Here is a 25,404-nt window from a genome sequence, read left to right on the forward strand (position 1 = left end):
AGAGGGGACGACACGATGGCCGACATCGAGTACAGCTTCGGCACCGGCGAGGGCGCCCCGAACGTCCATCACGGCGAGACCAATGTGGACATCGACGGTGACGGCACCGCCGACGCCATCGCGGTCGACTTCGACGGCGACGGCCGCTACGACGACGCGATGTGGGACTCCGACGGCGACGGCGTGGCCGACACCGCCCTGCTCGACCTCGACGACGACGGCAATGCCGAGTCGGCGTACCAGGACCCCACCGGGCTGGGCACGTGGAACGCCAAGGGTCAGGGCAGCAGCCCGGAGGAGTCCACTGAGGGCACTCAGGGCAAGCCCGACGTGACCTCGGGTGGGAAGGACGACGAGCCGGACTTCGAGAACGTCCCGATCGAAGTCGACTTCGAGGACAAAGAGGACTCAGCGGAGCCGGAGGACGCGCCGGACTCGCCCGAAGAAGAAGAGGAGCCGAGCCCGGACGACGAGCCCGAGGACTCCGGCATCGACATCGACCCCGCCGAGCCGGAGGACACTCCCGACCCCGCCCTGTCGGACTGGTACTCGAGCTTGTGAGCCCGCCGCGGCCCGAGGGTGCGAACCTCGGGCCGCTACCGTGTGGTCACGATGAGTCGCGACCTCCGCCGCCGTACCCTGATCGCCGCCACCCTAGGTCTGGTGGCCGCCTGCGCGCCGCCCGCGCCTCGGCAGCTCGTGTCACTGAGCCCGACGACTTCGCCTCCGACACCGCCTTCCACCGCTGTGTCGACGACCACCGTGTCCATCACCGCTCGTCCGACCCAGCCGCCACTGCCCGACCGCGCCGCGACCGTCGCCGCCTACCGCGACGCGCGCCCGACCGCGTTCGGCCTGACCGTCCCGGGCGTCGTCACCCGCCTGACCGAGCCCGTGGTCGCCTTGACCTTCGACGCCTGCGGCGGCCCCGGCGGCCACCGTTACGACCAAGCCCTGATCACCACCCTGCGCGACCTGCGCGTCCCGGCCACGCTGTTCCTCAACTCCCGCTGGATCGACGCCAACCCCGCCGCCGCCCGCGACCTCGCCGCCGACCCGCTGTTCGACATCGGCAACCACGGCACCCGCCACCTGCCGCTGACCGTCACCGGCCGCGCCGCCTACGGCATCCATGGCACCCGCGACGCAGGCGAGGTCTACGACGAGATCGCCACCAACCACGCGAAACTGACCGCCCTGGTCGGCCGGGCGCCCGCCTTCTTCCGCTCCGGCACGGCCCACTACGACGATGTCGCCACCCGCATCGTCAACGACCTCGGCGAGCAGGTCATCGGCTTCGACATCAACGCCGACGCGGGCGCCCGTCACAGCCCAGGCCAGGTCCAGCACGCGATGACCGCCGTCCGACCGGGATCGATCGTGATCGCCCACCTGAACAACCCGACTGGCGGCACCGCGCGCGGGATGGCCGTCGCCCTGCCCAACCTGCTGGCCGACGGCATCCGCTTCACCCACCTGCCCCGACCGTGATCCGTGCCAAGGTCAGTCAGTACAGATACGCGTCGCGGCGGTGTCGAATGGAATGGATCTCCACGACGTGCGAGCCGGGATCGATCCAGTACAGGACGCGGTACGTCCCCCGTCGGGCCGAGTGCAGTCCTTCGTACGGCTCGCCAAGTGGCTTGCCGACCCGGTAGCGGTTGTCGGCCAACGCTCCGGTGATCAGCTCGTATGCCGCGACGGCGACCTCCTGAGGGAGATCTTCGGCCAGCGCTCGACGCGCGGCGGGCTTGTACCTGATAGCCCACGGCTCGCTCACGCGACGCCGTGTTTACCGAGGCGGTTCCGCATGATCTGCGCCATTTCCTCTTCGGAGGTGTAGTCCGCTGTCGCGGCGGACTCAGCCAGATCAGCTCGGGTCGCGGGGTCCGCGAGGACTGCGATCGTCTCCATGAGTGATTCGTACTCGGCGATCGACATCAGCATCACCGTGGGCCGACCGTTCTTGGTCAGGGTGAAGTGGTCGTGCTCACGCTCGGCGCGGTCGGCCAGCTCAGCGATTCGAGCCTTGGCCTCCGTGATCGGAATAGTCTCCATGGCGACCATCATAGCGACCGGTCAGAATTAAGGCCATCTTTCGGATGGTCACAGCCAGGGCGATCGCACATCGACATGAACTTCGGCTGCCCGAAGTCAACACGCTGACAACTCTGCGCCACCGGCTCACCTGCTCGGCGACGGGCGGCCCGAGCGGGGACGGACCGGCGGGACCACTTCCATAATCCATCGGGCCAGCTCTGGCGAAGCGTCAGGTGTCCGCGGCATCGTGTCGCTGAAGATCTCCACGGGATGACCGTCCACGCTCCAGAGGTCCGGGTGCCGTCCGAAGGTCAAGAACGTCATGCCCTCGACGTGATGGGTGACTTCGACGTCGGACTCGTTGTTGAAGTGGATGACGACGGTCAACGAGCAGCTTGCCGAATCCCGGGAGCCGGACCTCGCAGTCCAACTCCGTACGCAGTCCTGGAGTGTGCCGCGTCGCGCCGGGGTGGTCCTGGAGTGAGACGGATCAGGGGAGCAGTCACAATGGGGTACGTGACGATGCCCGAGCAGCCCCTACGGATCGGCCCCTACGCGGTCGACCCGGCGGTGGTGCTCGCCCCCATGGCCGGGATCACCAACGTCGCCTTCCGCACGCTCTGCCGCGAGTTCGGCAGCCCCACCTCGCTCTACGTCAACGAGATGATCACTGCCCGCGCCCTTGTGGAACGTGACCCGAAGACGATGGAAATGCTCACCTTTGGCGCGGACGAGCACCCACGCTCGACGCAGCTCTACACGGTCGACCCGGCCAACATGCGCGAAGCGGTCAAGATCATCGTCGCGGAGGGCCTGGCCGACCATATCGATATGAACTTCGGATGTCCCGTGCCGAAGGTGACCCGCAAGGGCGGCGGCGCGGCGCTTCCGTACAAGCGCAGGCTCTTCGCCGACATCGTGGCCGCCGCCGTGCGGCACGCCGAGCCCGCCGGGATCCCGGTGACCGTGAAGTTCCGGGTCGGCATCGATGACGAGCACCACACCTACCTCGACGCTGGCCGGATCGCCGAGGCCGAGGGCGCGGTGGCGGTCGCGCTGCACGCGCGGACGGCGGCGCAGCGGTACTCGGGGCAGGCCGACTGGTCACGGATCGCGCGGCTCAAAGAAGCCGTGACGACGATCCCCGTGCTGGGCAACGGCGACATCTTCAGCGCCGCCGACGCGCTCAAGATGGTGGAGCAGACCGGCTGCGACGGGGTGGTGGTCGGGCGCGGGTGCCTGGGCAGGCCGTGGCTGTTCGCCGAGCTGCACGCCGCCTTCACCGGCGCCGAGATCCCCGAGGCGCCCGGTCTGGGCGAGGTCAGTCGAATTCTGATGCGGCACGCGACCCTGCTCGCCGAGCACATCGGCGAGGACAAAGGCGTGCGTGACCTGCGTAAACACATGGCCTGGTACCTGCGCGGCTTCCCCATCGGGGCCGACCTGCGCAAGCAGTTCGCCCTCGTCTCCCGGCTGACCGAACTGGCCGACCTGATCGCGCAGCTCGACCACGCCGCCCCTACCCGCCCGACGCCGAGGGGCCGCGCGGCAGGCAGGGGTCACCTGGCAAGGTGGTGCTGCCGGAGGGCTGGCTCGACGACCCCGAGGACGCCGCCGTGCCGGTGGGCGCGGAACTGATGCACTCAGGGGGATGACCGTGCGCAGGCTGGTCGCGCTCGCGCTGGTGGCACTCAGCGCGGGGTGTACGACGACGGTGCCCGGCCGGGCCGTGACCGCGGGCGGGGGCAGCGCGCCGAGTCAGGAGCGCGAGATCGTCGGCCAGTACTTCACCGACTTCAACGAGGCCGCCGCCGAGGGCCCGGACACCCAGCGCGATTTCCTGCGACGCACCCAGCACCCGGACTTCACCAACCGCACGTGCGAGCTCGGCGACCTCGTGCTGACCATCGAACCCGCGCTGTCCACCCTGCGCGTCGACCCGAAGTGGAAGCCCGAGAAGGCCGAGACGCGCCCACGCGGGTCGGTCTATGTGGTCGGCGTGTCGGTGCGAATCCGCCGTGACAACGCCACGCTGGCCGAGCAGATCGCCTCGCAGCGGGTCGTCGTGCTCAACGGCCGCGCCTACGGCTTCGCGCCCTGCCCGACCAGCTGACTCCATCCGGGTTACCTCGGTGAGTGCTCTCGGCGACGGATTTGTCACCAGTCACTGATTTGGCGCAGGCCCCGGTCCACCAGACGGGCGAATTCCCGCCTCCAGTCGTCCTGCTGGCTCAAGGCCCGCCTCTTTATAGACGACACACTCGTAGGTAGGAGGTGACCGCGGTGGCCGCACTGGGACGAGGTGTCGCCGAGCCTGAGCCCGACCAGCGGGCGCGGGCCTGGCACAACGAGCCGACGGTGCCCCTGCGCCACCCGGCGATCGCCGACGAACCGGACTCCGGCCCGCCCGCCGACGCGGCCAACCTGGTCAGCCTGCACGAGTCGATCGCCGCGCTGCTCGCCTCGCGCGGGCAGTACCGACAGGCCTACCAGCACCTGCGGTCCGCCCTGGACCTGATGTCCGAGCTGAGCGCGCCGCCGCAGATCCCCGAGCAGTTCCGCCGCGAGGTCGACCGGCTGCGCCGCGAACACGCCGAGGCCCACGAACAGAGCATCCGCGACAGCCTCACCGCGACTTACAACCGCCGCTACCTCGACCAGCGGCTCGTCGAGGTCGTCGCCGAGCAGCGGGCCGCGGCGGGACTGGCCGTCGCGCTCGTCGATCTCGACTGGTTCAAGCAGGTGAACGACACCTTCGGCCACCTCGTCGGCGACCGGGTCCTGCAGCGGGTCGTCGACCTGCTCCAGCAGGGCCTGCCCGACGGCGCGTTCTGCGCCCGCTACGGCGGCGAGGAGTTCGTCCTCGTGCTCCCCGGCGTCGACCGACCCGCCGCGGTGGCGCTCGCCGAGGCGGCGCGGGCGCGGGTCGAGACGTTCGCCTGGTCGTCGCTCGTGCTCGGCCTGCGCGTGACGATCAGCATCGGACTCTCGCACGATTCGGCGCTGCACGTGGCGCACAACACACCCCAATCCGGCGAGCGGCAACTCCGCGAGGCCGACACCCTGCTCTACACAGCCAAGCAGTCGGGTCGCAACGCGGTCGCATATCTGCTTGACGGCAAGGCTCACCTGGCCGGACCGGCCGCGGGCAGGCGCGCGGTGACCACACCGCGCGCAGTGACCCGCTAAGCGCACCACGAGATCGACTACTCGCCCGATCGGGCTAAGGCCATCGGCGTAATTGCGTACCGATAGTGAACAAAACTCGGACTGTGGTCGTCACAGACCGCCAGTCCGCCGTACTATCGCGTCCGCACTGCCACGTTCGGGTAAGGCGCACGGCGCGGCCCGACAACGTGTTGATAACCACCTGACAACGGTTCGAGCGGTACTTAGGAAGGAGCACGGGTGCGCGACGATCACGACCCCGATGGCTCCCCGCTCGCCGAACGCCCAGCGCAGGGCGGAAAACGGCGCGCGCCGGACCCTGCCGAGACCCCCCGCAAGCGGCGGCGGTCGATGGAGGGCGCGGGCGGCGTCAGCGTGTCCGACCTGGTAGAGCGGCAGAACGGGTCACGGCCGAATCTCCAGCCGGTGCCACCCGCTCAGGTGAGACCGGCCGAGACACCCAGCGACCCGTCCCGACACCAGGCCCCCGCCCTCGCCCCCGATGTCGACCTGTCCCGCTCCGGCCGCCGCCGTGCCGCCGAGGAGCCGGAAGACCGCCACTCCCTTGCCGACGCCTTCGCGGGCGGCAACACCGGCCGCCGCGCCATCGTCGAACCGGAACAGGCCACCACCGGCAAACGCGCCAAACCCGAACCGACGGGCAAACGCGCCAAGCCGGACACTGCCGAGGCCCCCGACCACGGCAGGCGTGCCGCGGAGACCCGGACGGGACGGCGGGCCAAGCCCGACCCCGATGGTCAGCCCAGGCCGATTCTGCACGTGCCGATCCCCGCGGAGGTCGCGGTTCAGCCCGGCACGGTTGGTCACGCCAAGCAGAACGACCATGACGCGATCGGGGAACGCGGGCTCCCCGGCGCGGGTCAGAACATCGCTGGGACGGGCCGGGGCCGGAACGAACTCGCCCAGCCGGACACCGGCCAGAACCGACGTGAACTTCCCGAGCCCGCCGGCCAAAGTCGACGCGGACTCGCCGGGCCGGCGCCTGGCCAGAACCGACGTGAACTCGCTGAACCGGCCGGCCAAAGTCGACGCGCCGAGCCCGCCGCGAGCGGGCGCCAAGGCGTCGAGCCGGGTCGCCTTCCGGCGCCGGAGCAAGCCCGCCAGCCCCGACACCCCTCGGGCCCCGTCGCCAACCAGGCCACCCCTCGCGAACTCCCGCACACCGCGGACCACCCCCGCCCCACGGCGCACCTCGCGGAGCCGTCCGCCTCGCGCCCGCTTCCGAACGGCGGCGAACGTCCCCGCTCCGACCAGAGCGCTTCGCACCCGCTTCCCGGTAGGCGTCCCGACCAGGCCCGACCAGCGGCTGACGGGGTCCCGCACGGCAGGCCGAGCGAAAACAGCCAGACGGACCTGCGCCCCCTGCACAACGGCGACCTCGGCAGGCCCGGCGAGCGCAGCGCGACCGGTATGCGCCCGGTCGCGCCGGGTCCCGGTGGCGTGAGCCCCCAGGGACCGCGCCAAGGCCGCCCTGGTGACGGTCTCCGCCCTGGAGAGTCCAGCCTCGCTGGGATGCGCCCCGTCCAGCCCCGCCCCGGTACGGACGGCGGTCAGCGCTTCCCCTCCGGCGAGCACCCGCGCTCCGGCGGCTCAGGCCCACGCCCGCTGCCCGGCGCACCACGCCCGATGGGCGACAGCGCCCACACCGGCCACCAGCCGATCCCCGGCGCACCGCGTCCGATGGTCGACGGTGCCCACACACATCAACAGCAGGCGCCCAACGCCCGGCCGATGAACGACGGCGGACCCCGACCGTTCGGCGACGGCACCCACTCCGGTCAGCATCCGGCCCTCGGCACACCGCGCCCGATGGGCGACAGCGCCCACAACAGCCGACAGCAGGCGCCCGCCGGCGCCCGGCCGACGAACGAAGGCGGACCGTTCGGCGAAGCCGCCCACACGGGTCAGCATCCGGCCCCCGGCGCACCGCGGCCGATGAGCGACAGCGGCCCCATCGGCAGGCAGCCCGGCGGACCACGACCGTTCGGCGACGGCGCCCCCACTGGCCAGCTCGGCGCACGGCCGATGGGCGACGGCGGCCGCACTGGTCAGCAGCCCGTACCGGGCGGACCGCGGCCGATCGGCGACGGTGGCCACACCGGCAGGCAACCGATCAACTCCGCTCTCGCCGAGCACGCGCCGTCGGGGCCCACGGGTGCGCGGCTCCGGCCCGCAGGCGAGCACGGTCTCCCAGGAGCCGACTACCCGCATGGCGGCGACCGCCCCGCGCTCGCCGAGCACAACGCGTCCCGGCCGCTTGACCCGGCGAGCCGAAACCCGGTTCCTGGACCAGGCGCCCGTCCCGGCGAGACCAGCCTCAACGGAACGCGCCCGCCGAACGGCGACCCCCGCAACACCGGCGCCTACCCTCGCCCCGGCGAGACCAGCCAGACCGGCATCCGCCCCATCGCCCCCGGCGTCCAACCACGTCCCGGCGAGACCAGCCTGCCCGCCATGCGCCCCAACGGCACTGGCGCCCACCCTCGCCCCGGCGAGACCAGCCAGACCGGCATGCGCCCCATCGCCCCCGATGGCACCGGCGCCCACCCACGACCCGGCGAAGCCAGCCTCACTGGGATGCGTCCCGTCCCGCCCCGCCCCGGAGCGGACACTGGTCGCCCACCCACCGGCGCCCACCCGCGTCCTGGCGAGCACAACTTCCCCCCGGGCCACCCGGCCAACGCGGCCCAGTTCGCCGACCAAGGGCAACGGCTCGGCGACCCCATCGCGGGCAGGCAGCAGCCAAACCCGGACGCGGCCAGGCAGCCGAACCCCGAGCAGGGCGAGTGGCAGCCGGACCGCCTCGGTGGCGAGGTGCGGATACCTCGGCAGCAGCCGCCCGGCCAGTCCTCGATGCCGCCTCGCCCCCCGGAGCCCGAGGAGCCCCGGCTCACGCTGACCCCGCCCGCCGCCGCGCCGGATGCCGAGATCATCGGGTTGACCACCGAGATGGAAGCGATCGGCGAGCACACCCAGAAACGCAGGCGGGTCGACGAGACGCTGGCCCGGTTCTCCAAGGTCCATGACGAGCTCAAGGCCGAGGAGAAGGCCCGCAAGTCCAAGTTCGGCAAGCTCAACCCGTGGGCCGCCCAGGACGCCGAGCTCAACGAGCACCTCGACGAGCTGGCGCAGCTCCCCGGCGAGCAGACCGCGCTGGTCGCCCCCGTCGATGGTGAGCCGGGTGGGACTCGGCTGCAGGAGAAGAAGGTCCGCAAGCAGACCCAGTCGGCCAAGGTGGCCAAGGTCTTCGTTGGCACCATGGCCGCCGTGGTCTTCCTCGCCACCGGGGCCGGGTGGGGGTTCAAGAAGGCGACCTCGGACAGCATCGACCATGTCCGCGCGCTCGACCCGAACTCCGCGTCCATCCAGAACGCCGAGGGGCAGCGCGGCGACGAGAACTTCCTCCTGGTCGGGTCCGACACCCGAGAGGGCGCGGCGAGCGAGGACGGCGTCGGCGACGCCAACAAGGTTCCCGGTGCCCGGTCGGACACGATGATGATCGCGCACATCCCGGCCGACCGGTCCCGCGTGGTCATCGTCTCGTTCCCGCGTGACCTGGAGATCAACCGGCCGGACTGCGAGCGGTTCGACCCGAAGACCTCCGCCTACACCGGCGAGAACGTGGCGGGGCACAAGACCGCGAAGATGAACACGGCCTACCAGATGGGCGGGCCGCTCTGCGTCACCAAGGTCGTCCAGGGCATCTCGGGGCTGAAGATCACCCGGTTCATCGGCATCGACTTCAATGGCTTCAAGGGCATGGTCGACGCGGTCGACGGCGTCAACGTCTGCGTCGAGAAGCCCATGTTCGACACGTTCCTGAACAAGTGGATCGTCAAGGACGCGGGCAAGGACGTCGAACTGAAGGGCGACCAGGCGCTGGACTTCGTGCGCGCCCGACATGTTCGCGGCGACGTGACCTCCGACTATGGCCGGATCATCCGCCAGCAGCGATTCCTCTCTTCGTTGTTGCGCAAGGCGATGTCTGCCCAGGTGCTGCTCGACCCGGGCAAGCTGACCGGCTTCGCCAGTTCGTTCGCCGAGGCGACCTTCGGCGACAACATCAACATCGACGCGCTGCTGCACCTCGGCCAGTCCATGCAGGGGCTCGACGCGGGCCGCGTCACCTTCATCACCGTCCCGACGGTCGGCGAGGCCAACCCCCGCGGCAACGAGACGCTGCTCAAGGAACCGACCGACGCACTGTTCCGCGCGATCATCAACGACCAGCCGCTGCCCGGTGAGAAGCCCGCCGCGCCGCCGCCCGCGTCCGGCAGCCCGCAGGCGCTGCCGCAGTCGGCGCCACTGCGCCAGGCCCAGCCGGTGGACCCGAAGACGCTCAAGATCCAGGTCCTCAACGGCGGCAACCCGACCGGCGGCATCGCCAAGCGCACCGGCGACGCGCTGGCGGGGTTCGGCTACACCGTGGTCCACACCAACCCGGGTCCGACGGTGCCGAAGACCGTCGTGCGCTACGGCAAGGGCAACGAGGCGGCGGCCCAGACCCTGGCCTCGTCGGTCCCCGGCGCGCTCTTGGAGGAGACGCCGGGCGCTGGGACCGCGCTCATCCTGATCCTCGGCCCGGACTTCAAGGGCAAGGTCGTCGCACCGTCCGGCACTGTGACGCAGCCGGAGCCGGAGAAGCTGCCCGCGAACTTGTCCACCGTGAACGGCGGAGACGTCTCCTGCGCGTGATTCGTTGCGCGTGGTTCACCTCGGATTCATCCATCGATAGGATGCGCAGGTGCCGGTCCCTCTAGGCTGTGGCCATGCGTGAGGCTTACCATTCCGAACTCGGCGTGCTCGCCGACCAGCTCGCGGTTATGTGCGCCATGGTCGCCGAGGCGATGGAATTCGCCACGCGCGCGCTGATGGAGTCCGACCTTGGCATCGCCGAGCAGGTGATCAGCGGCGACCAGAAGATCGACGACGCCCGCTCCGCCTGTGAGGAGCACGCGTACTCGCTGCTGGCCTTGCAGGCCCCGGTCGCGACCGATCTGCGCACCGTCCTGGCCGCGATCCACGCCGCCGAGAGCCTGGAGCGCATGGGCGACCTGGCGCTGCACGTGGCCAAGGCCGCGCGGCGCAGGCACCCGGCGCCGGTGCTGCCGGACCCGATCAAGGGCTACTTCGCCGAGATGGGCCGGGTGGCGGTGAGCCTGGCGCGCAAGGCCGAGGACGTCATCCGCACCCAGGACATCGACGCCGCGCGCGCCCTCGAGGCCGACGACGACGAGATGGACGACCTGCACCGGCACCTGTTCACGGTGATCATGGACAAGGACTGGTCGCACGGCGTCGCGTCCGCCGTCGACGTGACGCTGCTGGGCCGCTTCTATGAGCGCTACGCCGACCACGCGGTCTCCGTGGCCAAGCGCGTCGTCTTCGTCGTCACCGGCCGGATGCCGGGCTCGGCCGACCAGGACGACGACCTGTAGAACCCAAGTGTCCCGAGTCGGAAGTTCGGCGCCAGATCCGGTGATCCGCGTGGTGGCTGGGCGTGCCGCGTGGAATGTCGTAGTACCGGGTTGTACTTGGCGTTTCGCGCGGTGCGGCCAGGCGCCGCGCGGGCGCCGGAGGTGGTGTCGAACTTCCGACTCGGGACACTAGCTACCGCCGCGGCGCCGCCGAGTCGATCAGCTCACCGAGCTGCTGGGCGAGGCGCGCGCTGTCGGCCGGGGAGTACGTCGCGCGCACCTCGCCGTCCGGGTTCGGGCGAGAGATCGTCAGGTAGCGGCCCGCGTCGGTGTCGATCCAGCCGACGTTGCCCGCGTCGAGTTCGCGCCCGTGCCTGCCGCGCGCGCTGACGGCGAAGAACCCGAAGCCCTTGCGCGGGCGTTCCAGCATGGTCGCGGCCATCCGCAGCTGCGCGTCCGACGTCGAGCGCGGTGCGCGGACCTGCTGGACGAACCCGTCCGACTTGGGCTGCGGCGCGGCTTCGACGACCTGCACGGACTGGCCGGGCCCCGCCGCCATGCTCGGCAGCAGCGCGACCAGCGCCCTGGCCAGCCCGGTCGGGCTGATCAGCTCGAAGCGGATGCTCTGCCCCTCCAGCACGGCCAAGACCGCGGTCGGCCCGGCCGCCGCGGCACGGGCCCGCACCGGGCGGTCCTTGTCAACGCTGCCGAGCATGCCGATGCCGATGTCGTGGTCGCCGGTGACGGTGATCGCCGCCTCGACGTCCGGGTCGATCTTGTTGCGGTGGATCAGTCCGCGGTTGGCCAAGTCGGTGAACACCGCCTTGGCGATGCGCTCCCGATCTTCTTGGAGCTGGCCGAAACTGGGGATCTGGAAGGGAAACTGCCGACAGTTGACGCCCAGGACCTGCGAGAGCATGTCCACCGCCGCCAGCGACAGCGAGAACGACCTTGGCATGTGCTGGTCAGCCGCCGATCACAGGTGGCGCGGTCATCTCGTCGGTGCCGAACATCGCATCCGGGTCGGCTTCGACCAAATAGGACGGACGCTGGTGTTCCTCGTCCTCGCCGCCCTGCCCGCGCCCGCCGCCACCCATGCCGCCGCCCATGCCCGCACCGGCGCCGCCACGGCCCGCCGCGGCGCCACCGCGCCCACCGGTCGCCGCGTGCTCAGCCGCCAAGGCACCGGCGCCTGCGCCCGGCATCACGCCGGACCCGACCCCACGGCCACCCGCGCCACCCGCCGCGCCGAGTCCACCGCCGCCGCCGCCGAGGCCGCCACCCGGACCGAAGCCCGCACGGCCACCGCCACCGCTTCCACCGCCGCCGCGACCGGAGCGGGCGCTGTCATCGCCGCCCATCCCTGGTCCCATCGGCCCGGGACCCATCGGCGGCATCCCGCCGGGAAAGCCGCCCTGGTTGTGTCCGCCACCGCCAGGGAGCTGCGAGCCGCCGCCGGGCCCCTGGGGCAGACCGCCGTCGAAGCCACCGGGATTGGTGCCCGCGCCGCCGCCGGGCGGCCGGGGGATCGGCCCGACACCGCTGCCGGAGCCGCCGCCGGTACCGCCGGACCCGCTTCCAGAACCGCCGCCGCCGGACGGAGGGTTCGTGCCGCCGGGCTGGATCGAGCCGGAGCCGGTGCCGGTGGAGCCCGTACCGGTGCCGGTGCCGCCGTTGACGTCGACGCCGTTGCCACCGGGCTTCTTCGTCCCGTCACCTTCGCCCGGATTCCCGGGGTCGCCCGTGCCGCCCCCACCCATCGTCGGCGGCGCCGCGAACGCGGGCATCGTCGACGAACTCCCCAAGGCGCCGTCGTAGGTGCCGACCACGCGGGCGGCCTCCTGGTGGGCGGCCTGGCTCTCCCGGTAGTCGTTCATGTAGGTGGCGTACTTGCGCATCATGTCGAGCGGGTTGGTCGTGGTCGCCAGGTCCCGATTGGCCGCGTCGGCGTCGAAGGGCTTCTCCTCCGGCATCGAGTTCTTGGCCTCGGCCAGCGCGGCGGCCTGAAGGGAGGTCTGCGTCCCCGCCAGCTGCGCGCTCTGCCCGGCCGTGCCGACCCAGTTGCCGACATCGGCCATGAACTTGCGGGCCTGGTCGCCCGCCTGCCCCTGCCAGTCGGCCTGGCTGTTGTTGATCGCCGAGGCCACATCGGTCTGGAACTTCGTCATCGCGTTGCCCGCGCTGAGATACAGGTCGCCCATCTCGCCGACCTGATCCGGATCCACACCCTCGGTCACCATCGGCTTGAGCGCCGAATGGTCATAGCTCAGATAGTTGCTCTGCTGCATCCCCGGCGGCGGCCGCGTGTCGACCCCGGCGGCGAGCTGCCGGGCCTGCGCGCTCATCTCCTGGTTGTACTGGTCGTTGACGTCGCTGTTGCGGGTGAACCGCTTCCAGATCTCCCACCAGCTCGAGTTCTCGATGTCCTGGTCGACCCGCTGCTCGGCCTCCTGCTGCACCTGGTCACGGGTGTCGGAGGTGCCGCGGCGGTCGATGTAGAGGGCACTGTTGGGATCGTAGGTCGGGTCATACGCCGGGTTGCCGGTCTGCCCGTTCCGCGAGACCTCCACGGTCGTCGGATCCGCCTTGGGCGGCGTGACGCCGGTCCGAACCGGTCCTGGCATGGTGACTCAACCTCCCACTCTGGTCAGGGCAGTTCAGGTTCGACAAGCTTGGCGGCTTCGAGCGCGGCAGGGCACAGCTTCTCGCCGGAAGATCCCAGCGCCTGCACATCGACCCTGGACTTCGCGGAGATCTCAATGGACACGGCGCATCCGGCCCCTTGGCCGCGCAGCGTCCGCACCGCCTTGCGGGAGCCCACCGTCAGCGGAGTCGGGTTGCCGTCGCCCTTCACGTCGCTGAGGCCGAGCGTCTCGAAGAGTGCGACGGCGAAGGTGTAGCTGTCGGCGATGCTGTCCTTCTCCACGCGCCACTGACAGCTCCGCGCCTTGCCGATCGTTTCCGCCGTGCCAGGCTTCTTGATCCCCAGCGCGCCCATCGCGGACTCGTCGAGCAGGTCACACGGCTGTACCGCCTTGAGTGGCGAATCCGCGGGCGACGTCGGCGCCGACGACGTGCCGTTCTGCTTCGTCGTCGTGGTCGTCCCAGTCTTCGACGCCGCTGTCGGCTCGCCGGGCGTCTCGTCGGAGCACGCCGACGCCGACAGTGCGACAACGGCCATGACGAGAAGCGCCCGCTTCACGGACTTGTCCCCCGAGATCACTAGTACTTGCCCGCTTCCGAGGTGTCAGTGTGCTGGTAGTTGGCCATCGCCTGCTTGATGCCCTTCTCGGCTTCGAGCAGGGAGGCGCGGAACTGCTTGAGCTGGGTGTTGAACCCCTGCGAGTCGTTGGCGACCTGCTGCAGGTAGGGCTTCATGACCGAGGCACCGTTGCTGTCGCCCAGCATCGGCTGTTCGTTGAGCAGAGCCAACCGGGTGGCTTCACCGTCGACCCAGGTCGCCATGTCGCGGATCGCGGCCAGCAGGGCGGCGCCGCCCTGTTCGTTGACGGAGAAGGCGCCCGAGGCGGCGCCCGCAGCGAAGTCGGACATGGATTTGCCGATGGTGCTGCCCAGCGGCGAGCCGCCCGCGTCGTCGACGTACATGTGGTCCCCTAAGTCCGATCGGCTCCCAGACCCCACTGGCACGGTACCAATCGCCCGGGAAGTCCGTCTTCGATGTGACGAAATGACCGCTTCCGTGGTTCCCCGGAGACGGCGAGGTCCCCCGCATGGACCACGCGGGGGACCTCGAAACCGAACGACAGATCAGCCGAAGCGGCCCGAGATGTAGTCCTCGGTGGCCTTCTGGCCGGGGTTGGAGAAGATCCGCTCGGTGTCGTCGATCTCGACGAGCCGACCCGGCTGGCCGACGCCCGCCAGGTTGAAGAACGCGGTCTGGTCGCTCACCCGGGCGGCCTGCTGCATGTTGTGGGTGACGATCACGATCGTGTAGTCCTTCTTCAGCTCGCCGATCAGGTCCTCGATCGCCAGCGTGGAGATCGGGTCCAGGGCCGAGCAAGGCTCGTCCATCAGCAGGACGTCCGGCTGGACCGCGATGGCCCTGGCGATGCACAGACGCTGCTGCTGACCACCGGAGAGCCCGCCGCCGGGCTTGGTGAGGCGGTCCTTGACCTCGGTCCACAGGTTGGCCCCGCGCAGTGCGCGTTCGGCGACCTCGTCGAGCTTCTTCTTGTCGCGTTCGCCCGCGAGCTTGAGGCCCGCGACGACGTTGTCCCGGATGGACATCGTCGGGAACGGGTTCGGGCGCTGGAAGACCATGCCGATGGTGCGGCGGACGGACACCGGGTCGACGGTGGAGGCGTAGATGTCCTCACCGTCGAGCTGCACCTTGCCCTCGGCGCGGGCGCCGGGGATCACCTCGTGCATCCGGTTGAGCGACCGCAGGACGGTCGACTTGCCGCAGCCCGACGGGCCGATGAACGCGGTGACGTTGCGCGGCGGCACCTGCAGTGAGACCCCGTCGACGGCGTGGAACTTGCCGTAGTAGAGGTTCAGGTCTTTGACATCGATGCGCTTGGCCATGGTGGTCTACCGCCCGCTCACTTGGTCTTCAGGGAGGTCATCTTGGAGATCAGGGATCCCAGCAGGTTGAACACGGTGATGATGAGGATCAGCGTGACCGCCGCCCCCCACACCCGTGCCTCGCCGACCTCGTTGGTGGTCAGCCGCTCGGAGGTCATGAGCAGCGGCAGCGACGCCATGCTCCCGCCGAACGGGTTGTAGTTGATGAAGGTCGTGTAGCCGACCAGGACCAGCACCGGCGCCGTCTCGCCCATGACGCGGGCGATGGCCAGCGAGATGCCGGTGATGATGCCGGACATCGCGGTCGGGATGACGATCTTGACGATGGTCTTCCACTTGGGGATGCCCAGCGCGTACGCGGCTTCCCGCAGCTCGTCCGGGACGATCTTGAGGAGTTCCTCGGTGGTGCGCACGACGACCGGGATCATCAGCAGGACCAGGGCCAGCGACACGGCGAAGGCGCTGCGCGGCTGGCCCATCGTGGTGATCCACAGCGCGTAGATGAACAGCGCCGCGACGATCGACGGGACACCGGAGAGGATGTCGACGGTGAAGGTCACGGCCTTGGCCAGCCGGGAGCGCTTGCCGTACTCGACCAGGTAGATCGCGACCATGATCGCGATCGGGACCGCGATGACGGCGCAGATCAGGCCTTGGTACAAGGTGCCGAGGATCGCGTGGTAGACGCCGCCGCCGAACTGGCGCGAGGTCAGGCCCGCCAGCGACTTCTGCCACCAGTCGCCGCTGAGGACGTGTTCGAAGCCCTTGCTGATGACCGTGATCAGCAGCCATACCAGTGGGGCCAGCGCGACCACGAAGGTCGAGCAGACGAGGATCGTGGCGATCCGGTTCTTCAGCTTGCGGGCGCCGCTGAGCTGCTGGAACGCGGGCGCGGTCGCGGGCCGGTCGTAGTCTGTCGCGGTTGTCATTCGTACTCCTTGTGACCCGCGATGATGGCCCTGGCGAACGCGTTCACCACGAAGGTGAGCACGAACAGCACGAGACCGGCTGCGATGTAGGCGCCCGCGCCGCGCGGGTCGTTGAACTCCTGCGCCGCTCGGGCGATCTTCGATGCGATGGTGTCGCCGCCGTCGAACAGGCTCCAGCTGAAGTGCTGGGTGGTCGCCGAGAGGATGATCAGGACCGCGATGGTCTCGCCGAGCGCGCGGCCGAGGCCCAGCATCGACGCACTGATGTAGCCCGCCTTGCCGAACGGCAGGACCGTCGTGCGCACGACCTCCCACTTGGTGGCGCCGAGCGCGAGGGCGCCCTCGACCTGCATCGGCGGGGTCCGGTCGAACACCTCGCGGCTGATCGCGGTGATGATCGGCAGGAGCATGACCGCCAGGACGATGCCCGCGGTGAAGATGGTCTGGCCGATGCCCAGGTCGGAGCTGCCCTTGGCGAAGATCGGGATGAACCCGAGGGACTCGTTGAGCCACTTGGTGAACGGGGCCAGCGCGGGTGCCAGGACGTAGGCGCCCCACAGGCCGTAGATGATGGACGGCACCGCGGCGAGCAGGTCGATCACGTAGGCGAACGGCCTGGCCAGCTTGCGCGGGGCGTACTGGGTGAGGAACAGGGCGATGCCCAGCGACACCGGCATCGCGATCAGCAACGCGAACAGCGAGCTGAACACGGTGACGAGCAGCAGGTCGAGCACACCGAAGGCCAGGTCGGCCGGGTCGGCGTTCCAGTCCCGGCTGAACAGGAAGTTCGCCTTGTTGTCGGTGAGCGACGGGATGGCCTGGATCAGCAGGAAGACGCCGATCAGCGCGATCATCGCCACGACGAAGACGCCGGATCCGACCGTCAGCGCCTTGAAGATGCGGTCACCTGGTCTGGTGACCACTTTGGCCGGGACGGTGGTCCCGGTCGGGGGCCCTCCCGCGCCTTGCACATTGGAAGAGATCTTGGCCTCCGCGTCGCTGGTGGAAGCCGAACCGCCCCGTGACCCGGCAAGGGTCACGGGGCGCTCGACCGAGACGGGGTCGCTCATCGCTTTCGCCCGTTCAGAGTGTGCCGGCTGCTGATTAGGAAATCGCCTTGATGGCGGTCAGCAGCTTCTCCTGGAACTCGTTGGGCAGCGGGACGTAGCCCGCGTCCGCCAGAGCGGCCTGGCCGTCGGTGGCCGCCACGGTGAGGAACGCCTTGACCGCCTTGGCGGTGTCGGGCTCGTAGCCCTTCGAGCAGACGATCTCGTAGGTGGCGAGCACCAGCGGGTAGGCACCGGCGGTCTTGCTGGCGTAGAGCGCGTCGAGGTCGATGACCAGGTCGTTGCCCGTGCCCTTGATCTTGGCGGACTTGATCGCGTTGGCCGCGCCCTCGGCGCCGAGCTCGACCGGGCCCGCACCGCTGTCGATCTTGGCGGCGCTCAGCTTCTTGTCCTGGACGTAGGACCACTCGATGTAGCCGATGGTGCCGTCACCAGCGGAGATGGCGTCCGCGACACCCGCGGAACCCTGGGCGCCCTGGCCAACGCCGCCGTTGAACTTCTTGCCCGCGTCCTTGCCCCAGGCGTCCTTGGCTGCGGCCTTGAGGTACTTCTGGAAGTTGTCGGTCGTGCCCGACTCGTCACCGCGGTAGATCACGGTGATGGCCTTGTCCGGCAGGGTCGCGCCCTTGTTGACCGCCGCGATGGCCGCGTCGTTCCACTTGGCGATGCCGCCGTTGAAGATCTTGGCGGTGACCTCGGGTGTGAGCACCAGGTCCTTCACGCCGTCGACCTTGTAGGCGATGCCGACCGGGCCGAACACCAGCGGCAGGTTCCACGCCGGGTTGGTCTTGCAGCGGGTGGCGGCCGCGTCGACCTCGCCCTTGTCCTTGTTCAGGGCCGAGTCCGAGCCGCCGATGTCGACGATGCCCGCGTTGAACTGCTTGACGCCCGCGCCGGAGCCGGACGGGGTGTAGGCCAGCTGCTGCCCGGGGCACTTGGCGACGTACGCGGCGGTGAACGCCTCGATGGCGCCCTTCTGCGCGCTGGAGCCCTCCGCGACGAGGTCCTTCTTGCCGCCACACTCGACCGCGGCGGTCTTGGTGGGCGCGGGAGCCGCGGTGTTCTGGCCCGCAGCCGGGGTGTTGGTGTCGCTGCCGCACGCCGTGAGCGCGAGGGCGCCGACCGCGATGAGACTCAACACGGACGCGTGCCGCTTGATGTTCACGTGGATTCCTCCAGGCAGGAGTCTTCGATGTCGCGGCGCAACTGAAGTCGCCGCCTCGTCGAGCGACGCTAGGCAGCGGTGGTTGACGGTTCACCCCGTCGGCATGAACGCAAGGTGAACAAGCACCCGATTGTGACCAGGAAGACCTAGTGGTCGCGCACCCGTGTCCTGCCCGTGACCTGCTGGTTTGCCTTACGTAACCGGTCCGGTGCGCTCAGTGTCCACAAGGGAATACTGGATGTGCGCCTCCGCCCGCTCGAACCCGAGTCCCCGATAGACGGTTACCGCCGGGACGTTGTCGGCCTCCACGTAAAGGATCACTTCGGACAGTCCACGCCCGACCAGGTGACGCAAACCCGCCAACGTCAACGCTTTGCCGAGCCCGCCGCCCTGCGCCGCGGGGTCGACGCCGACGACGTAGACCTCGCCCTCGCCGCCTGGGTGCGTCTTGGTCCAGTGGAACCCGAGCAAGTGGTCCGCGGCGTCGACGGCCAGGAAGAGGCCCTCCGGATCGAACCAGGGCTCCCGCGCGGTGTCCTCGACGTCGGCCACGGTCAGCGCGCCCTGCTCGGGGTGCCAGTCGAAGGCCCGCCGGTTGACCGCGACCAGCGCGGCCTCGTCCTGCCCGGGGACGAACGTGCGCACCCGGACCCCCGCGGGCCACTTCGGCTCGGCGAGCGGCACGCCCGCCACGTCGAGGCGCATCTTGAGCAGCTCGCGGACTTTGCCGAGCCCGGCCTTGGCGGCGATCGCGGCCGCGGCGGGGTGGTCGCCGTGCGACCAGAAGCGCGCGCCGGGGGCCGCGCGGTCGAGGAGGGCGCGAACCAGTTCGGTGCCGATGCCCGCGCCGCGGTGGTCGGGGTGCACGAACGCCTCGACGACCTCGCGGCCGAAGGCGTCGCCTTGGGTGTCGAGATGGGCATACCCGACGGTCACGCCGTCAGCGGTTGCGACCAAGTGCTCGCCGCCGCGGAACTCACGCGGCAGCGGCCCCTCGGCGGTGACCTCGGGACGGCCGTCCGCGGCGGCGACGGCGAGCAACAGGGGACGGGGATCAAACTCGGAGTGCCAGCTCAGAAGTGCCACTCCACCGAACTTACTCAGACGTCGACCGAGTACCGCAGATTGTCGACGGAGACATCGGCCTCACGGCGTGCGCCCGCCTTGGGCGGCTGCACGAACTTGTAGCCGACGTTGCGCACGGTGCCGATGAGCTGCTCGTGCTCGGGTCCGAGCTTGGCGCGCAGGCGCCGGACGTGCACATCGACGGTCCGGGTGCCGCCGAAGAAGTCGTAGCCCCAGACCTCCTGCAGCAGCTGGGCCCTGGTGAACACCCGACCCGCGTGCTGGGCGAGGTACTTGAGCAGCTCGAACTCCTTGTAGGTGAGGTCGAGCGGGCGGCCCTTGAGCCGGGCCATGTAGGTGGCCTCGTCGATGACCAGCTCACCGAGGCGCAGCGCGCCGTCCACGGCGGCACCGGCAGGCCCGCGCGAGGTCAGCAGCCGCAGCCGGGCGTCGACCTCGGCCGGGCCCGCGCCGGGAAGCACGATCTCGTCGATGCGCCAGTCGGCGGTGATGGCGACCAGGCCGCCCTCGTTCACCACGGCGATCACGGGGCAGTTGTCCCCGCCGCTGGTCAGCAGCCTGCACAGGCTCTTGGCGGCGGCGAGGTCGGTGCGCGCGTCCACGATCACCGCGTCCCGGGAACCGGCCTCCAGCAGGGCGGTCACCTCAGGGGCCTGGGTGCGCACGGCGTGCGGCAGCAGCATCAGTGAGGGAAGGACCGAGCCCGGCTCCGGGTCCGCGGTCAACAGCAGCAGATCGAGGCTCATGCGAGTCCGCCTCTCCGTTGATCCGCTCCGCTTCATTGAGGCGCGGCCCCCAAAAGGGGGTTTTGATTGCGTCGTGGTGAACAGATTAGCCACTGGCAACCGTGAATGTCCTGGTCATGCCGTCCGCGTCACACGGGAGGGGGCATCTTGCCGATGATGCCGTGACCTCGGCGGAACCATGTTACGTACGAGTTAAACCTAAGGTGGGCTGGCGATTGTCCACCTTGTGAGTGCGCCAGCGAAGGTCATGTGAATCCAAAGTTACGTGGATTCATCCCACCAATTCGGCTGGTCCGTTCGGTGGCCTGTGGACAACCGGTTCGCCGGTTCGGGCGTCCTCGGTACCGTTGGGCACCGAACCGACGGCGGGACGGACACACGATGACGGGTGGCATGACGACGATGGTGGCAAACAGCGGACGGCCCATGGCCCCGCCCAAGCGGCGACGGTCCAAGGCGGTCCGCAGACTCGTCATCACCCTGGTCGTGCTGCTCGGTCTGCTGGTGGCCGCCGACTTCGGCGCCGCCGCGTTCTTCGAGCACGAGGTGTCCAAGCGGGCCCAGCAGCAGTTCGACCTGCGCGACCACCCCTCGGTCACCGTCGGCGGCTTCTCCTTCCTGGCCCAGGCCGTGTCCGGGGAGTACGACATGGTCACCGTCGACGCCAAGGGCGTGCCGGTGAACGTGCTGCGCGACGTCGAGGTGCACGCCGAGCTCAAGGGGGTGCGGGCACCGCTGTCGGACCTGGTCTCCGGCTCGATCACGGGCGTGCCGGTGCGCGAGGTCGTCGGGCAGGTCAAGGTCAAAGCCGCCGACGTCACCAGGGCCATGTCGGTCAACGAGAACCAGGTCATCCGCTCGCTGACCGACCTGAAGATCGACCCGGTCAGCGAGAAGGCGGTCAGCACCCCGCCCGCCGACGGCGCCGAGACCGAGGACGAGTCCGAGGTGGCCGACACCGAGGGCGGCACCGCCGGGGTCCGGCTGTGCGGGACGGCCGAGATCGCGGGCAAGTCCACCGAGCTGTGCGTTTTCTCCATCATCTCCCTGAGCGAGCGCAAGATCGCGGTCTCGCCCAAGCGCATGGAGCTGCGCAACTCCGACAGCGACGTCAAGCTCCCGCCGTCGGTCCAGCAGAGGGTGCTGCCGTTCTTCGCCATCGAACTCGACCCAGGCGACCTGCCGTTCGCGGTGACCCCGACGTCGGTCAAGGTCGAGCCGGGCGTGCTGTCGGTGAAGGGGAAGGCAGCCGACCTGGTCCTCGGCAAGAGCTGACGGGAATGCGGGCGGCCCACGCGACGTTCCACCAGGTGGACCGGGGTGCGATCAAGACCGGGTCAGGACGATGCTGGTCGGCGCACCGGCGGTCGACGGGGTCTGGAGGACGTGATGATCGGTGGGCTGGTCGCCATCGGCACCCTGGTCGTGGCCACCGCCGTCGGGCTGATCCTGCGGCGCCGCGAGGGGCGGGTCCGGTCCACTGATCAGGTGAACTTGCTGCCCGACGACGTCCGCGCGGTCCTCGATCCCCAGGCCGCCGTCACGCTGGTCCAGCTGTCCACCACATTCTGCGCGCCGTGCAGGCACGCGCGGGTCGTCCTGACGAACATGGCCCAGTCCACCGACGGGCTCGCGCACGCCGACATCGACCTCACCGACCGCCCTGAGCTGGCCAAGCGGCTCGCCGTCCTGCGCACGCCGACCACCCTGGCCGTCAACGCCCACGGCGGCGAGATCCTGCGCGTCGGCGGCGTGCCGAAGCGGGACTCCCTGCTGGCCGCGCTCGGCCCACACCTGCCCGCGTGAGAAGTTCCCATGCTCTGGACGCCAATCCCATACCGAGGGAATCCCGGTAAGCTCCCGCCCGTGACGAGCACTCTGACCAGGCGGCGCGCGGTGGACTTCTGCCGCGTCGACTCCAGCCTGTGTCGAATCACGATCTGATCGGGCGGTAAGCCCAGGATCGCGCACGCGTCCGCTCACCGCCCCCACCGGACCGCCATTCGTCTGTGTCCAGGTCAGGAGGCTCACATGGCCCTCTTCACGGGTCCACCCGTCGACCCGCGCGGCCCCAGGTTCACCGCGTGGATCACCGCCGCCGTTCTCGTCGTCGTGCTGCTCACCGGCTGGTGGCCGCTGCTGGCCGCCCAGGCGGTGGTGTTCGCCATCGGCGCGTTCGCCGGTCTCAAGTTCTCGCCATACACCGCCGTCTATCGCGCGCTCGTCGCACCTCGGCTCGGGCCGACCGACGACCGCGAGGCCGCCGCCCCGCTGCGGTTCGCCCAGGCCGTCGGCTTTGGCTTCGCCCTGGTCGGCACCCTCGGCTACGCCACCGGGCTCACCGGGCTCGGCATCGTGGCCACCGCGGCCGCCCTGGCCGCGGCGTTCCTCAACGCCGCGTTCGGGTTCTGCCTCGGCTGCGAGGCCTATCTGCTGCTCAACCGCTTGTCCACCCCGAGTAAGAAAGTAGGAACCACCCGATGAGCCGCGAAGACGTGCTTGTGACGACGGCATGGGCCGAGGAGAACCTCAACGCGCCCGGCGTCGTGTTCGTCGAGGTCGATGAGGACGCCAGCGCGTACGACACCGGCCACATCCCCGGCGCGGTGAAGGTCGACTGGCGCCAGGACCTGCAGGACCCGGTGCGCCGCGACTTCGTCGACCGCGCGGGCTTCGACAAGCTGCTGTCGGCCCGCGGCATCGGCAACGACGACCTGGTCGTGCTCTACGGCGGCAACAACAACTGGTTCGCCGCCTACGCCTACTGGTACTTCAAGCTCTACGGCCACGACGCGGTCAAGCTGCTCGACGGCGGCCGCAAGAAGTGGGAGCTCGACGGCCGCCCGCTCGACGCCGAGGCCGTCTCCCGCCCCGAGACCACCTACTCGGCCAAGGACCAGGACCTGAGCCTGCGCGCCTTCCGCGACGAGGTCCTCGAGGCGATCAACGCCAAGAACCTCGTCGACGTCCGCTCGCCAGACGAGTTCTCCGGAAAGTTGGCCGCCCCCGCGCACCTGCCGCAGGAGCAGGCCCAGGTCAAGGGCCACATCCCGACCGCGATCAACGTCCCGTGGAGCAAGGCGGCCAACGAGGACGGCACGTTCCGCTCCGACGAGGAGCTGCGCGAGCTCTACCAGGAGGCCGGTCTCGACGAGGGCAAGGCGACCATCGCCTACTGCCGTATCGGCGAGCGCTCCTCGCACACCTGGTTCGCCCTGCGCGAGCTGCTCGGCTACAGCGACGTGAAGAACTACGACGGCTCGTGGACCGAGTACGGCTCGCTGGTCGGCGTGCCGGTCGAAATCGGCGCCCAGAACTGACTTGAGGAGAAAACAGCTATGAGCTCTTGCGGAGCCCCTGACCAGTCCCTGCCCGCCAACGTCGACGCGGGCAAGGAGATCGTCCTTTCCGGCAAGGTCACCAAGGGCGACATCCCCGTTGGCGGCGCGTTCGTCCGCCTGCTGGACTCGACCGGCGAGTTCACCGCCGAGGTCGTCGCGTCCGAGGCCGGGGACTTCCGGTTCTTCGCCGCCCCCGGCGACTGGACCGTCCGCGCGCTGCACCGCGACGGCAACGGCGAGGCCACCGTGTCCGCCGCGGGCCCTGGCCTGCACAACGTGGCCATCACCGTCGGCTGACCCGACCTCAGCGACAGCCCCCGGAAGCACCCGCTTCCGGGGGCTGTCTAGGGCGTGTCCTGGTCCCCGAAATCCGTGATCCCCTTGTGACCAACCCATTTCCGGGGTCGTGCGTGTACTGGGCACGGAGGCCACTAGGCCGGGGAACTGGGGAGAAACCATGGGAATCAAGGCTGGATTTCGCGCGTCCATCGTCGGTTTGCTGACCGCGACCGCCATCGCGGGCGGCATGGTCGCCGGGGCGGGCACCGCGTCGGCGTGCGCGGAGAACCCGTATTCGCACGAGCTGGCGGCGTCGCTGCCCCAGCTGCGGCCGGGCACCACCGGCACCGCCACCGTCGGCCTGCAAGTGGCGTTGCGGGACCACGGCCACAAACTCCAAGGCACCGGCTTCTACGGGCCGAACACCCTGGCCGCGGTGCGGGCCTTCCAGCGCAAGAACGGGATCAAGGACAGCGGCATCGTCGGGTCCAAGACCTGGCAGGCCCTGGTCGGCCGCCTGAGCGTGTACTCGACGGGCGGCCGAAGCAACCCCACGTTCGCCGTGCACCCCGGTGAGACCGACGTCAAGAAGGTCAACCACCTGCGCGACTACCTTTCGCGGCTCGACTTCGGCGGCGAGCAGTTCTGGGACGAGAAGTCCTACTCACCGCGCATGGTCGCCACGGTCAAGCGGTTCCAGCAGTCGGTCGGCATCAAGGCCAGTGGGATCGTCGGGCCAAAGACCTGGACGGCGATGAATCAGGTCCTGCGGATCGCGGGCCACTGGGGCTGCTGAGACACCCGCCACGCTCGGGCCGCCGCGGTCGTGTCCGCGGCGGCCCGTGGCGTTATTCTCCGACTCGTGGAAATCTTCTTCACGAGTCTGCTCGTGCTGATGGGCCTGCTGACCACCTGGTTCGCCGGGTACGTCGTCTACCGCATCTACGCCGACCAGCGCTGAGCCATGACCGACAGCGACGCGGTCGCGGGCAGTGGTGACGCGGCGATCAGCGCGGCCGAGCAGCGCGCCGAGCTGACCCGGCACCGCAACCTGCCGCAGTTCGACGACCTGCCGATCCCGGCCGACACCGCGAACCTGCGGGAGGGCCCCAACCTGAACGACGCCTGCCTGGCGCTGCTGCCGCTGGTCGGCGTGTGGCGGGGTGAGGGCGAGGTCGTCTATCCGACGATCGATGGGCCGTTCAAGTTCGGTCAGCAGATCACCTTCGCCCACGACGGCAGGCCGTTCCTGTCGTATGAGTCCCGCGCCTGGCTGCTCGACGACGACGGCAATGTCATCCGGCCCGCCGCGCGCGAGGTCGGCTGGTGGCGGCCGCAGGCCGACGACACCATCGAGGTCCTGCTGGCCCACGCCACCGGCATCCTGGAGATCTACTACGGCACCCCGCGCACCCAGACGTCCTGGGAGATCGCGACCGACGTGGTCACCCGGACCGCCACCGCCAAGGACGTCACCGCGGCCAAGCGGCTCTACGGCCTGGTGAACAACGGCGACCTCGCCTACGTCGAGGAGCGCGCCATGATGGGTCAGCCGATGCAGCCGCACACGTCGGCGCACCTGCGCCGCGTCGTCGGATAG

At 69.9% G+C, this 25,404-nt stretch carries 26 protein-coding genes and 1 pseudogene; 14 read left to right on the forward strand and 13 right to left on the reverse strand.

The genetic code is table 11. From position 1 onward, the window contains the following. Positions 1–15 precede the first annotated feature (15 nt). Positions 16–561 carry a hypothetical protein gene (locus tag BN1701_RS25050; RefSeq protein ID WP_054052783.1) on the forward strand — a complete coding sequence of 182 codons (546 nt, stop codon included), beginning with the start codon at positions 16–18 and terminating at the stop codon, positions 559–561. Positions 562–612: 51 nt separating this feature from the next. Further along, positions 613–1,491 (forward strand): polysaccharide deacetylase family protein, encoded by an 879-nt coding sequence (locus tag BN1701_RS25055; protein WP_054056113.1) that lies wholly within the window; start codon positions 613–615, stop codon positions 1,489–1,491. Positions 1,492–1,507: 16 nt separating this feature from the next. Here the strand turns inward: BN1701_RS25055 and BN1701_RS25060 are convergent, their stop codons facing one another. The 3 genes from BN1701_RS25060 to BN1701_RS25070 all read right to left on the reverse strand — a co-directional run bounded on the left by BN1701_RS25060 (position 1,508) and on the right by BN1701_RS25070 (position 2,427). Beyond that, the gene (locus BN1701_RS25060) at positions 1,508–1,780 is read right to left on the reverse strand and encodes a type II toxin-antitoxin system RelE/ParE family toxin (RefSeq protein WP_054052784.1); all 273 of its coding nucleotides are present in this window, start codon (positions 1,778–1,780) and stop codon (positions 1,508–1,510) included. Then, the gene (locus BN1701_RS25065; protein WP_054056114.1) at positions 1,777–2,058 is read right to left on the reverse strand and encodes a type II toxin-antitoxin system Phd/YefM family antitoxin; all 282 of its coding nucleotides are present in this window, start codon (positions 2,056–2,058) and stop codon (positions 1,777–1,779) included. The genes BN1701_RS25060 and BN1701_RS25065 overlap by 4 nt, the downstream gene beginning before the upstream one ends. A gap of 126 nt (positions 2,059–2,184) precedes the next feature. Beyond that, the gene (locus BN1701_RS25070) at positions 2,185–2,427 is read right to left on the reverse strand and encodes a hypothetical protein (protein WP_054052786.1); all 243 of its coding nucleotides are present in this window, start codon (positions 2,425–2,427) and stop codon (positions 2,185–2,187) included. Between the two features lie 120 nt (positions 2,428–2,547). On the opposite strand from BN1701_RS25070, the pseudogene dusB reads away from it, so the two are divergent. From dusB to phoU, 5 genes and pseudogenes are all read left to right on the forward strand, one after another. Beyond that, positions 2,548–3,695, forward strand: a pseudogene (dusB, locus tag BN1701_RS25075) (tRNA dihydrouridine synthase DusB). Beyond that, the gene (locus BN1701_RS25080) at positions 3,692–4,153 is read left to right on the forward strand and encodes a hypothetical protein (protein WP_054052788.1); all 462 of its coding nucleotides are present in this window, start codon (positions 3,692–3,694) and stop codon (positions 4,151–4,153) included. Before dusB ends, BN1701_RS25080 begins: the two are co-directional and overlap by 4 nt. A gap of 170 nt (positions 4,154–4,323) precedes the next feature. Continuing rightward, the gene (locus BN1701_RS25085) at positions 4,324–5,229 is read left to right on the forward strand and encodes a GGDEF domain-containing protein (RefSeq protein WP_369800612.1); all 906 of its coding nucleotides are present in this window, start codon (positions 4,324–4,326) and stop codon (positions 5,227–5,229) included. Between the two features lie 219 nt (positions 5,230–5,448). Then, complete coding sequence (locus BN1701_RS38025) at positions 5,449–9,924, forward strand: LCP family protein (RefSeq protein ID WP_157368210.1); 4,476 nt, start codon at positions 5,449–5,451, stop codon at positions 9,922–9,924. A gap of 74 nt (positions 9,925–9,998) precedes the next feature. Next, entirely contained in the window at positions 9,999–10,667 is a 669-nt protein-coding gene (gene phoU, locus BN1701_RS25100; RefSeq protein ID WP_054056116.1) for a phosphate signaling complex protein PhoU, read from the forward strand. A 172-nt stretch (positions 10,668–10,839) separates the two neighbouring features. On the opposite strand, the gene BN1701_RS25105 is transcribed toward phoU, so the two are convergent. From BN1701_RS25105 to BN1701_RS25150, 10 genes are all read right to left on the reverse strand, one after another. Then, entirely contained in the window at positions 10,840–11,604 is a 765-nt protein-coding gene (locus tag BN1701_RS25105) for an ESX secretion-associated protein EspG (protein WP_054052792.1), read from the reverse strand. Between the two features lie 7 nt (positions 11,605–11,611). Continuing rightward, positions 11,612–13,270 (reverse strand): hypothetical protein, encoded by a 1,659-nt coding sequence (locus BN1701_RS37910; RefSeq protein ID WP_054052794.1) that lies wholly within the window; start codon positions 13,268–13,270, stop codon positions 11,612–11,614. A gap of 23 nt (positions 13,271–13,293) precedes the next feature. Continuing rightward, entirely contained in the window at positions 13,294–13,848 is a 555-nt protein-coding gene (locus BN1701_RS25115) for a DUF3558 domain-containing protein (RefSeq protein ID WP_157368211.1), read from the reverse strand. A 20-nt stretch (positions 13,849–13,868) separates the two neighbouring features. After that, positions 13,869–14,252, reverse strand: coding sequence for a hypothetical protein (locus BN1701_RS25120; RefSeq protein WP_054052798.1), 384 nt, complete (start codon positions 14,250–14,252; stop codon positions 13,869–13,871). Between the two features lie 162 nt (positions 14,253–14,414). After that, the gene (gene pstB, locus BN1701_RS25125) at positions 14,415–15,191 is read right to left on the reverse strand and encodes a phosphate ABC transporter ATP-binding protein PstB (RefSeq protein WP_054052800.1); all 777 of its coding nucleotides are present in this window, start codon (positions 15,189–15,191) and stop codon (positions 14,415–14,417) included. 17 nt (positions 15,192–15,208) lie between these two features. Further along, positions 15,209–16,120 carry a phosphate ABC transporter permease PstA gene (pstA, locus tag BN1701_RS25130; RefSeq protein WP_054052802.1) on the reverse strand — a complete coding sequence of 304 codons (912 nt, stop codon included), beginning with the start codon at positions 16,118–16,120 and terminating at the stop codon, positions 15,209–15,211. Further along, positions 16,117–17,190: a phosphate ABC transporter permease subunit PstC gene (gene pstC / locus BN1701_RS25135; protein ID WP_082860043.1), complete on the reverse strand. Its 1,074-nt coding sequence runs from the start codon at positions 17,188–17,190 to the stop codon at positions 16,117–16,119. Before pstC ends, pstA begins: the two co-directional genes overlap by 4 nt. Before the next feature lie 34 nt (positions 17,191–17,224). Next, positions 17,225–18,352 (reverse strand): phosphate ABC transporter substrate-binding protein PstS, encoded by a 1,128-nt coding sequence (gene pstS, locus BN1701_RS25140; RefSeq protein WP_054052804.1) that lies wholly within the window; start codon positions 18,350–18,352, stop codon positions 17,225–17,227. A gap of 192 nt (positions 18,353–18,544) precedes the next feature. Further along, positions 18,545–19,438, reverse strand: a complete 894-nt coding sequence (mshD, locus tag BN1701_RS25145; RefSeq protein ID WP_157368212.1) for a mycothiol synthase — start codon at positions 19,436–19,438, stop codon at positions 18,545–18,547. A gap of 14 nt (positions 19,439–19,452) precedes the next feature. Continuing rightward, positions 19,453–20,184, reverse strand: a complete 732-nt coding sequence (locus BN1701_RS25150; protein ID WP_054052808.1) for a response regulator transcription factor — start codon at positions 20,182–20,184, stop codon at positions 19,453–19,455. A 393-nt stretch (positions 20,185–20,577) separates the two neighbouring features. On the opposite strand from BN1701_RS25150, the gene BN1701_RS25155 reads away from it, so the two are divergent. The 7 genes from BN1701_RS25155 to BN1701_RS25185 all read left to right on the forward strand — a co-directional run bounded on the left by BN1701_RS25155 (position 20,578) and on the right by BN1701_RS25185 (position 25,404). Then, on the forward strand, positions 20,578–21,459 hold the full coding sequence (locus BN1701_RS25155; protein ID WP_172803313.1) for a DUF2993 domain-containing protein: 882 nt from the start codon (positions 20,578–20,580) through the stop codon (positions 21,457–21,459). 114 nt (positions 21,460–21,573) lie between these two features. After that, positions 21,574–21,990: a thioredoxin family protein gene (locus tag BN1701_RS25160; protein ID WP_054052812.1), complete on the forward strand. Its 417-nt coding sequence runs from the start codon at positions 21,574–21,576 to the stop codon at positions 21,988–21,990. Between the two features lie 225 nt (positions 21,991–22,215). Then, complete coding sequence (locus BN1701_RS25165; protein WP_054052814.1) at positions 22,216–22,668, forward strand: DUF4395 domain-containing protein; 453 nt, start codon at positions 22,216–22,218, stop codon at positions 22,666–22,668. Next, the gene (locus tag BN1701_RS25170) at positions 22,665–23,504 is read left to right on the forward strand and encodes a sulfurtransferase (protein ID WP_054052816.1); all 840 of its coding nucleotides are present in this window, start codon (positions 22,665–22,667) and stop codon (positions 23,502–23,504) included. Before BN1701_RS25165 ends, BN1701_RS25170 begins: the two co-directional genes overlap by 4 nt. Positions 23,505–23,522: 18 nt before the next feature. Further along, entirely contained in the window at positions 23,523–23,822 is a 300-nt protein-coding gene (locus tag BN1701_RS25175) for a DUF1416 domain-containing protein (protein WP_054052818.1), read from the forward strand. Between the two features lie 160 nt (positions 23,823–23,982). After that, on the forward strand, positions 23,983–24,600 hold the full coding sequence (locus BN1701_RS25180) for a peptidoglycan-binding protein (protein ID WP_054052820.1): 618 nt from the start codon (positions 23,983–23,985) through the stop codon (positions 24,598–24,600). Positions 24,601–24,768: 168 nt separating this feature from the next. After that, on the forward strand, positions 24,769–25,404 hold the full coding sequence (locus BN1701_RS25185) for an FABP family protein (protein WP_054052822.1): 636 nt from the start codon (positions 24,769–24,771) through the stop codon (positions 25,402–25,404).

The organism is Alloactinosynnema sp. L-07 (genome assembly GCF_900070365.1).
Lineage (GTDB): Bacteria > Actinomycetota > Actinomycetes > Mycobacteriales > Pseudonocardiaceae > Actinokineospora.

Bases quoted from the DNA above. Each gene is read 5' to 3' on its own strand.
- BN1701_RS25120 (WP_054052798.1), bottom strand. From the start codon at position 14,252: ATGTACGTCGACGACGCGGGCGGCTCGCCGCTGGGCAGCACCATCGGC.
- BN1701_RS25080 (WP_054052788.1), top strand. From the start codon at position 3,692: ATGACCGTGCGCAGGCTGGTCGCGCTCGCGCTGGTGGCACTCAGCGCG.
- BN1701_RS25170 (WP_054052816.1), top strand. From the start codon at position 22,665: ATGAGCCGCGAAGACGTGCTTGTGACGACGGCATGGGCCGAGGAGAAC.
- BN1701_RS25175 (WP_054052818.1), top strand. From the start codon at position 23,523: ATGAGCTCTTGCGGAGCCCCTGACCAGTCCCTGCCCGCCAACGTCGAC.
- BN1701_RS25050 (WP_054052783.1), top strand. From the start codon at position 16: ATGGCCGACATCGAGTACAGCTTCGGCACCGGCGAGGGCGCCCCGAAC.
- BN1701_RS25155 (WP_172803313.1), top strand. From the start codon at position 20,578: ATGACGACGATGGTGGCAAACAGCGGACGGCCCATGGCCCCGCCCAAG.
- BN1701_RS25055 (WP_054056113.1), top strand. From the start codon at position 613: ATGAGTCGCGACCTCCGCCGCCGTACCCTGATCGCCGCCACCCTAGGT.
- BN1701_RS25180 (WP_054052820.1), top strand. From the start codon at position 23,983: ATGGGAATCAAGGCTGGATTTCGCGCGTCCATCGTCGGTTTGCTGACC.
- BN1701_RS25065 (WP_054056114.1), bottom strand. From the start codon at position 2,058: ATGGAGACTATTCCGATCACGGAGGCCAAGGCTCGAATCGCTGAGCTG.
- BN1701_RS25160 (WP_054052812.1), top strand. From the start codon at position 21,574: ATGATCGGTGGGCTGGTCGCCATCGGCACCCTGGTCGTGGCCACCGCC.
- phoU (WP_054056116.1), top strand. From the start codon at position 9,999: ATGCGTGAGGCTTACCATTCCGAACTCGGCGTGCTCGCCGACCAGCTC.
- BN1701_RS25150 (WP_054052808.1), bottom strand. From the start codon at position 20,184: ATGAGCCTCGATCTGCTGCTGTTGACCGCGGACCCGGAGCCGGGCTCG.
- BN1701_RS25165 (WP_054052814.1), top strand. From the start codon at position 22,216: ATGGCCCTCTTCACGGGTCCACCCGTCGACCCGCGCGGCCCCAGGTTC.
- BN1701_RS25185 (WP_054052822.1), top strand. From the start codon at position 24,769: ATGACCGACAGCGACGCGGTCGCGGGCAGTGGTGACGCGGCGATCAGC.
- pstC (WP_082860043.1), bottom strand. From the start codon at position 17,190: ATGAGCGACCCCGTCTCGGTCGAGCGCCCCGTGACCCTTGCCGGGTCA.
- pstA (WP_054052802.1), bottom strand. From the start codon at position 16,120: ATGACAACCGCGACAGACTACGACCGGCCCGCGACCGCGCCCGCGTTC.
- BN1701_RS37910 (WP_054052794.1), bottom strand. From the start codon at position 13,270: ATGCCAGGACCGGTTCGGACCGGCGTCACGCCGCCCAAGGCGGATCCG.
- pstB (WP_054052800.1), bottom strand. From the start codon at position 15,191: ATGGCCAAGCGCATCGATGTCAAAGACCTGAACCTCTACTACGGCAAG.
- BN1701_RS25105 (WP_054052792.1), bottom strand. From the start codon at position 11,604: ATGCCAAGGTCGTTCTCGCTGTCGCTGGCGGCGGTGGACATGCTCTCG.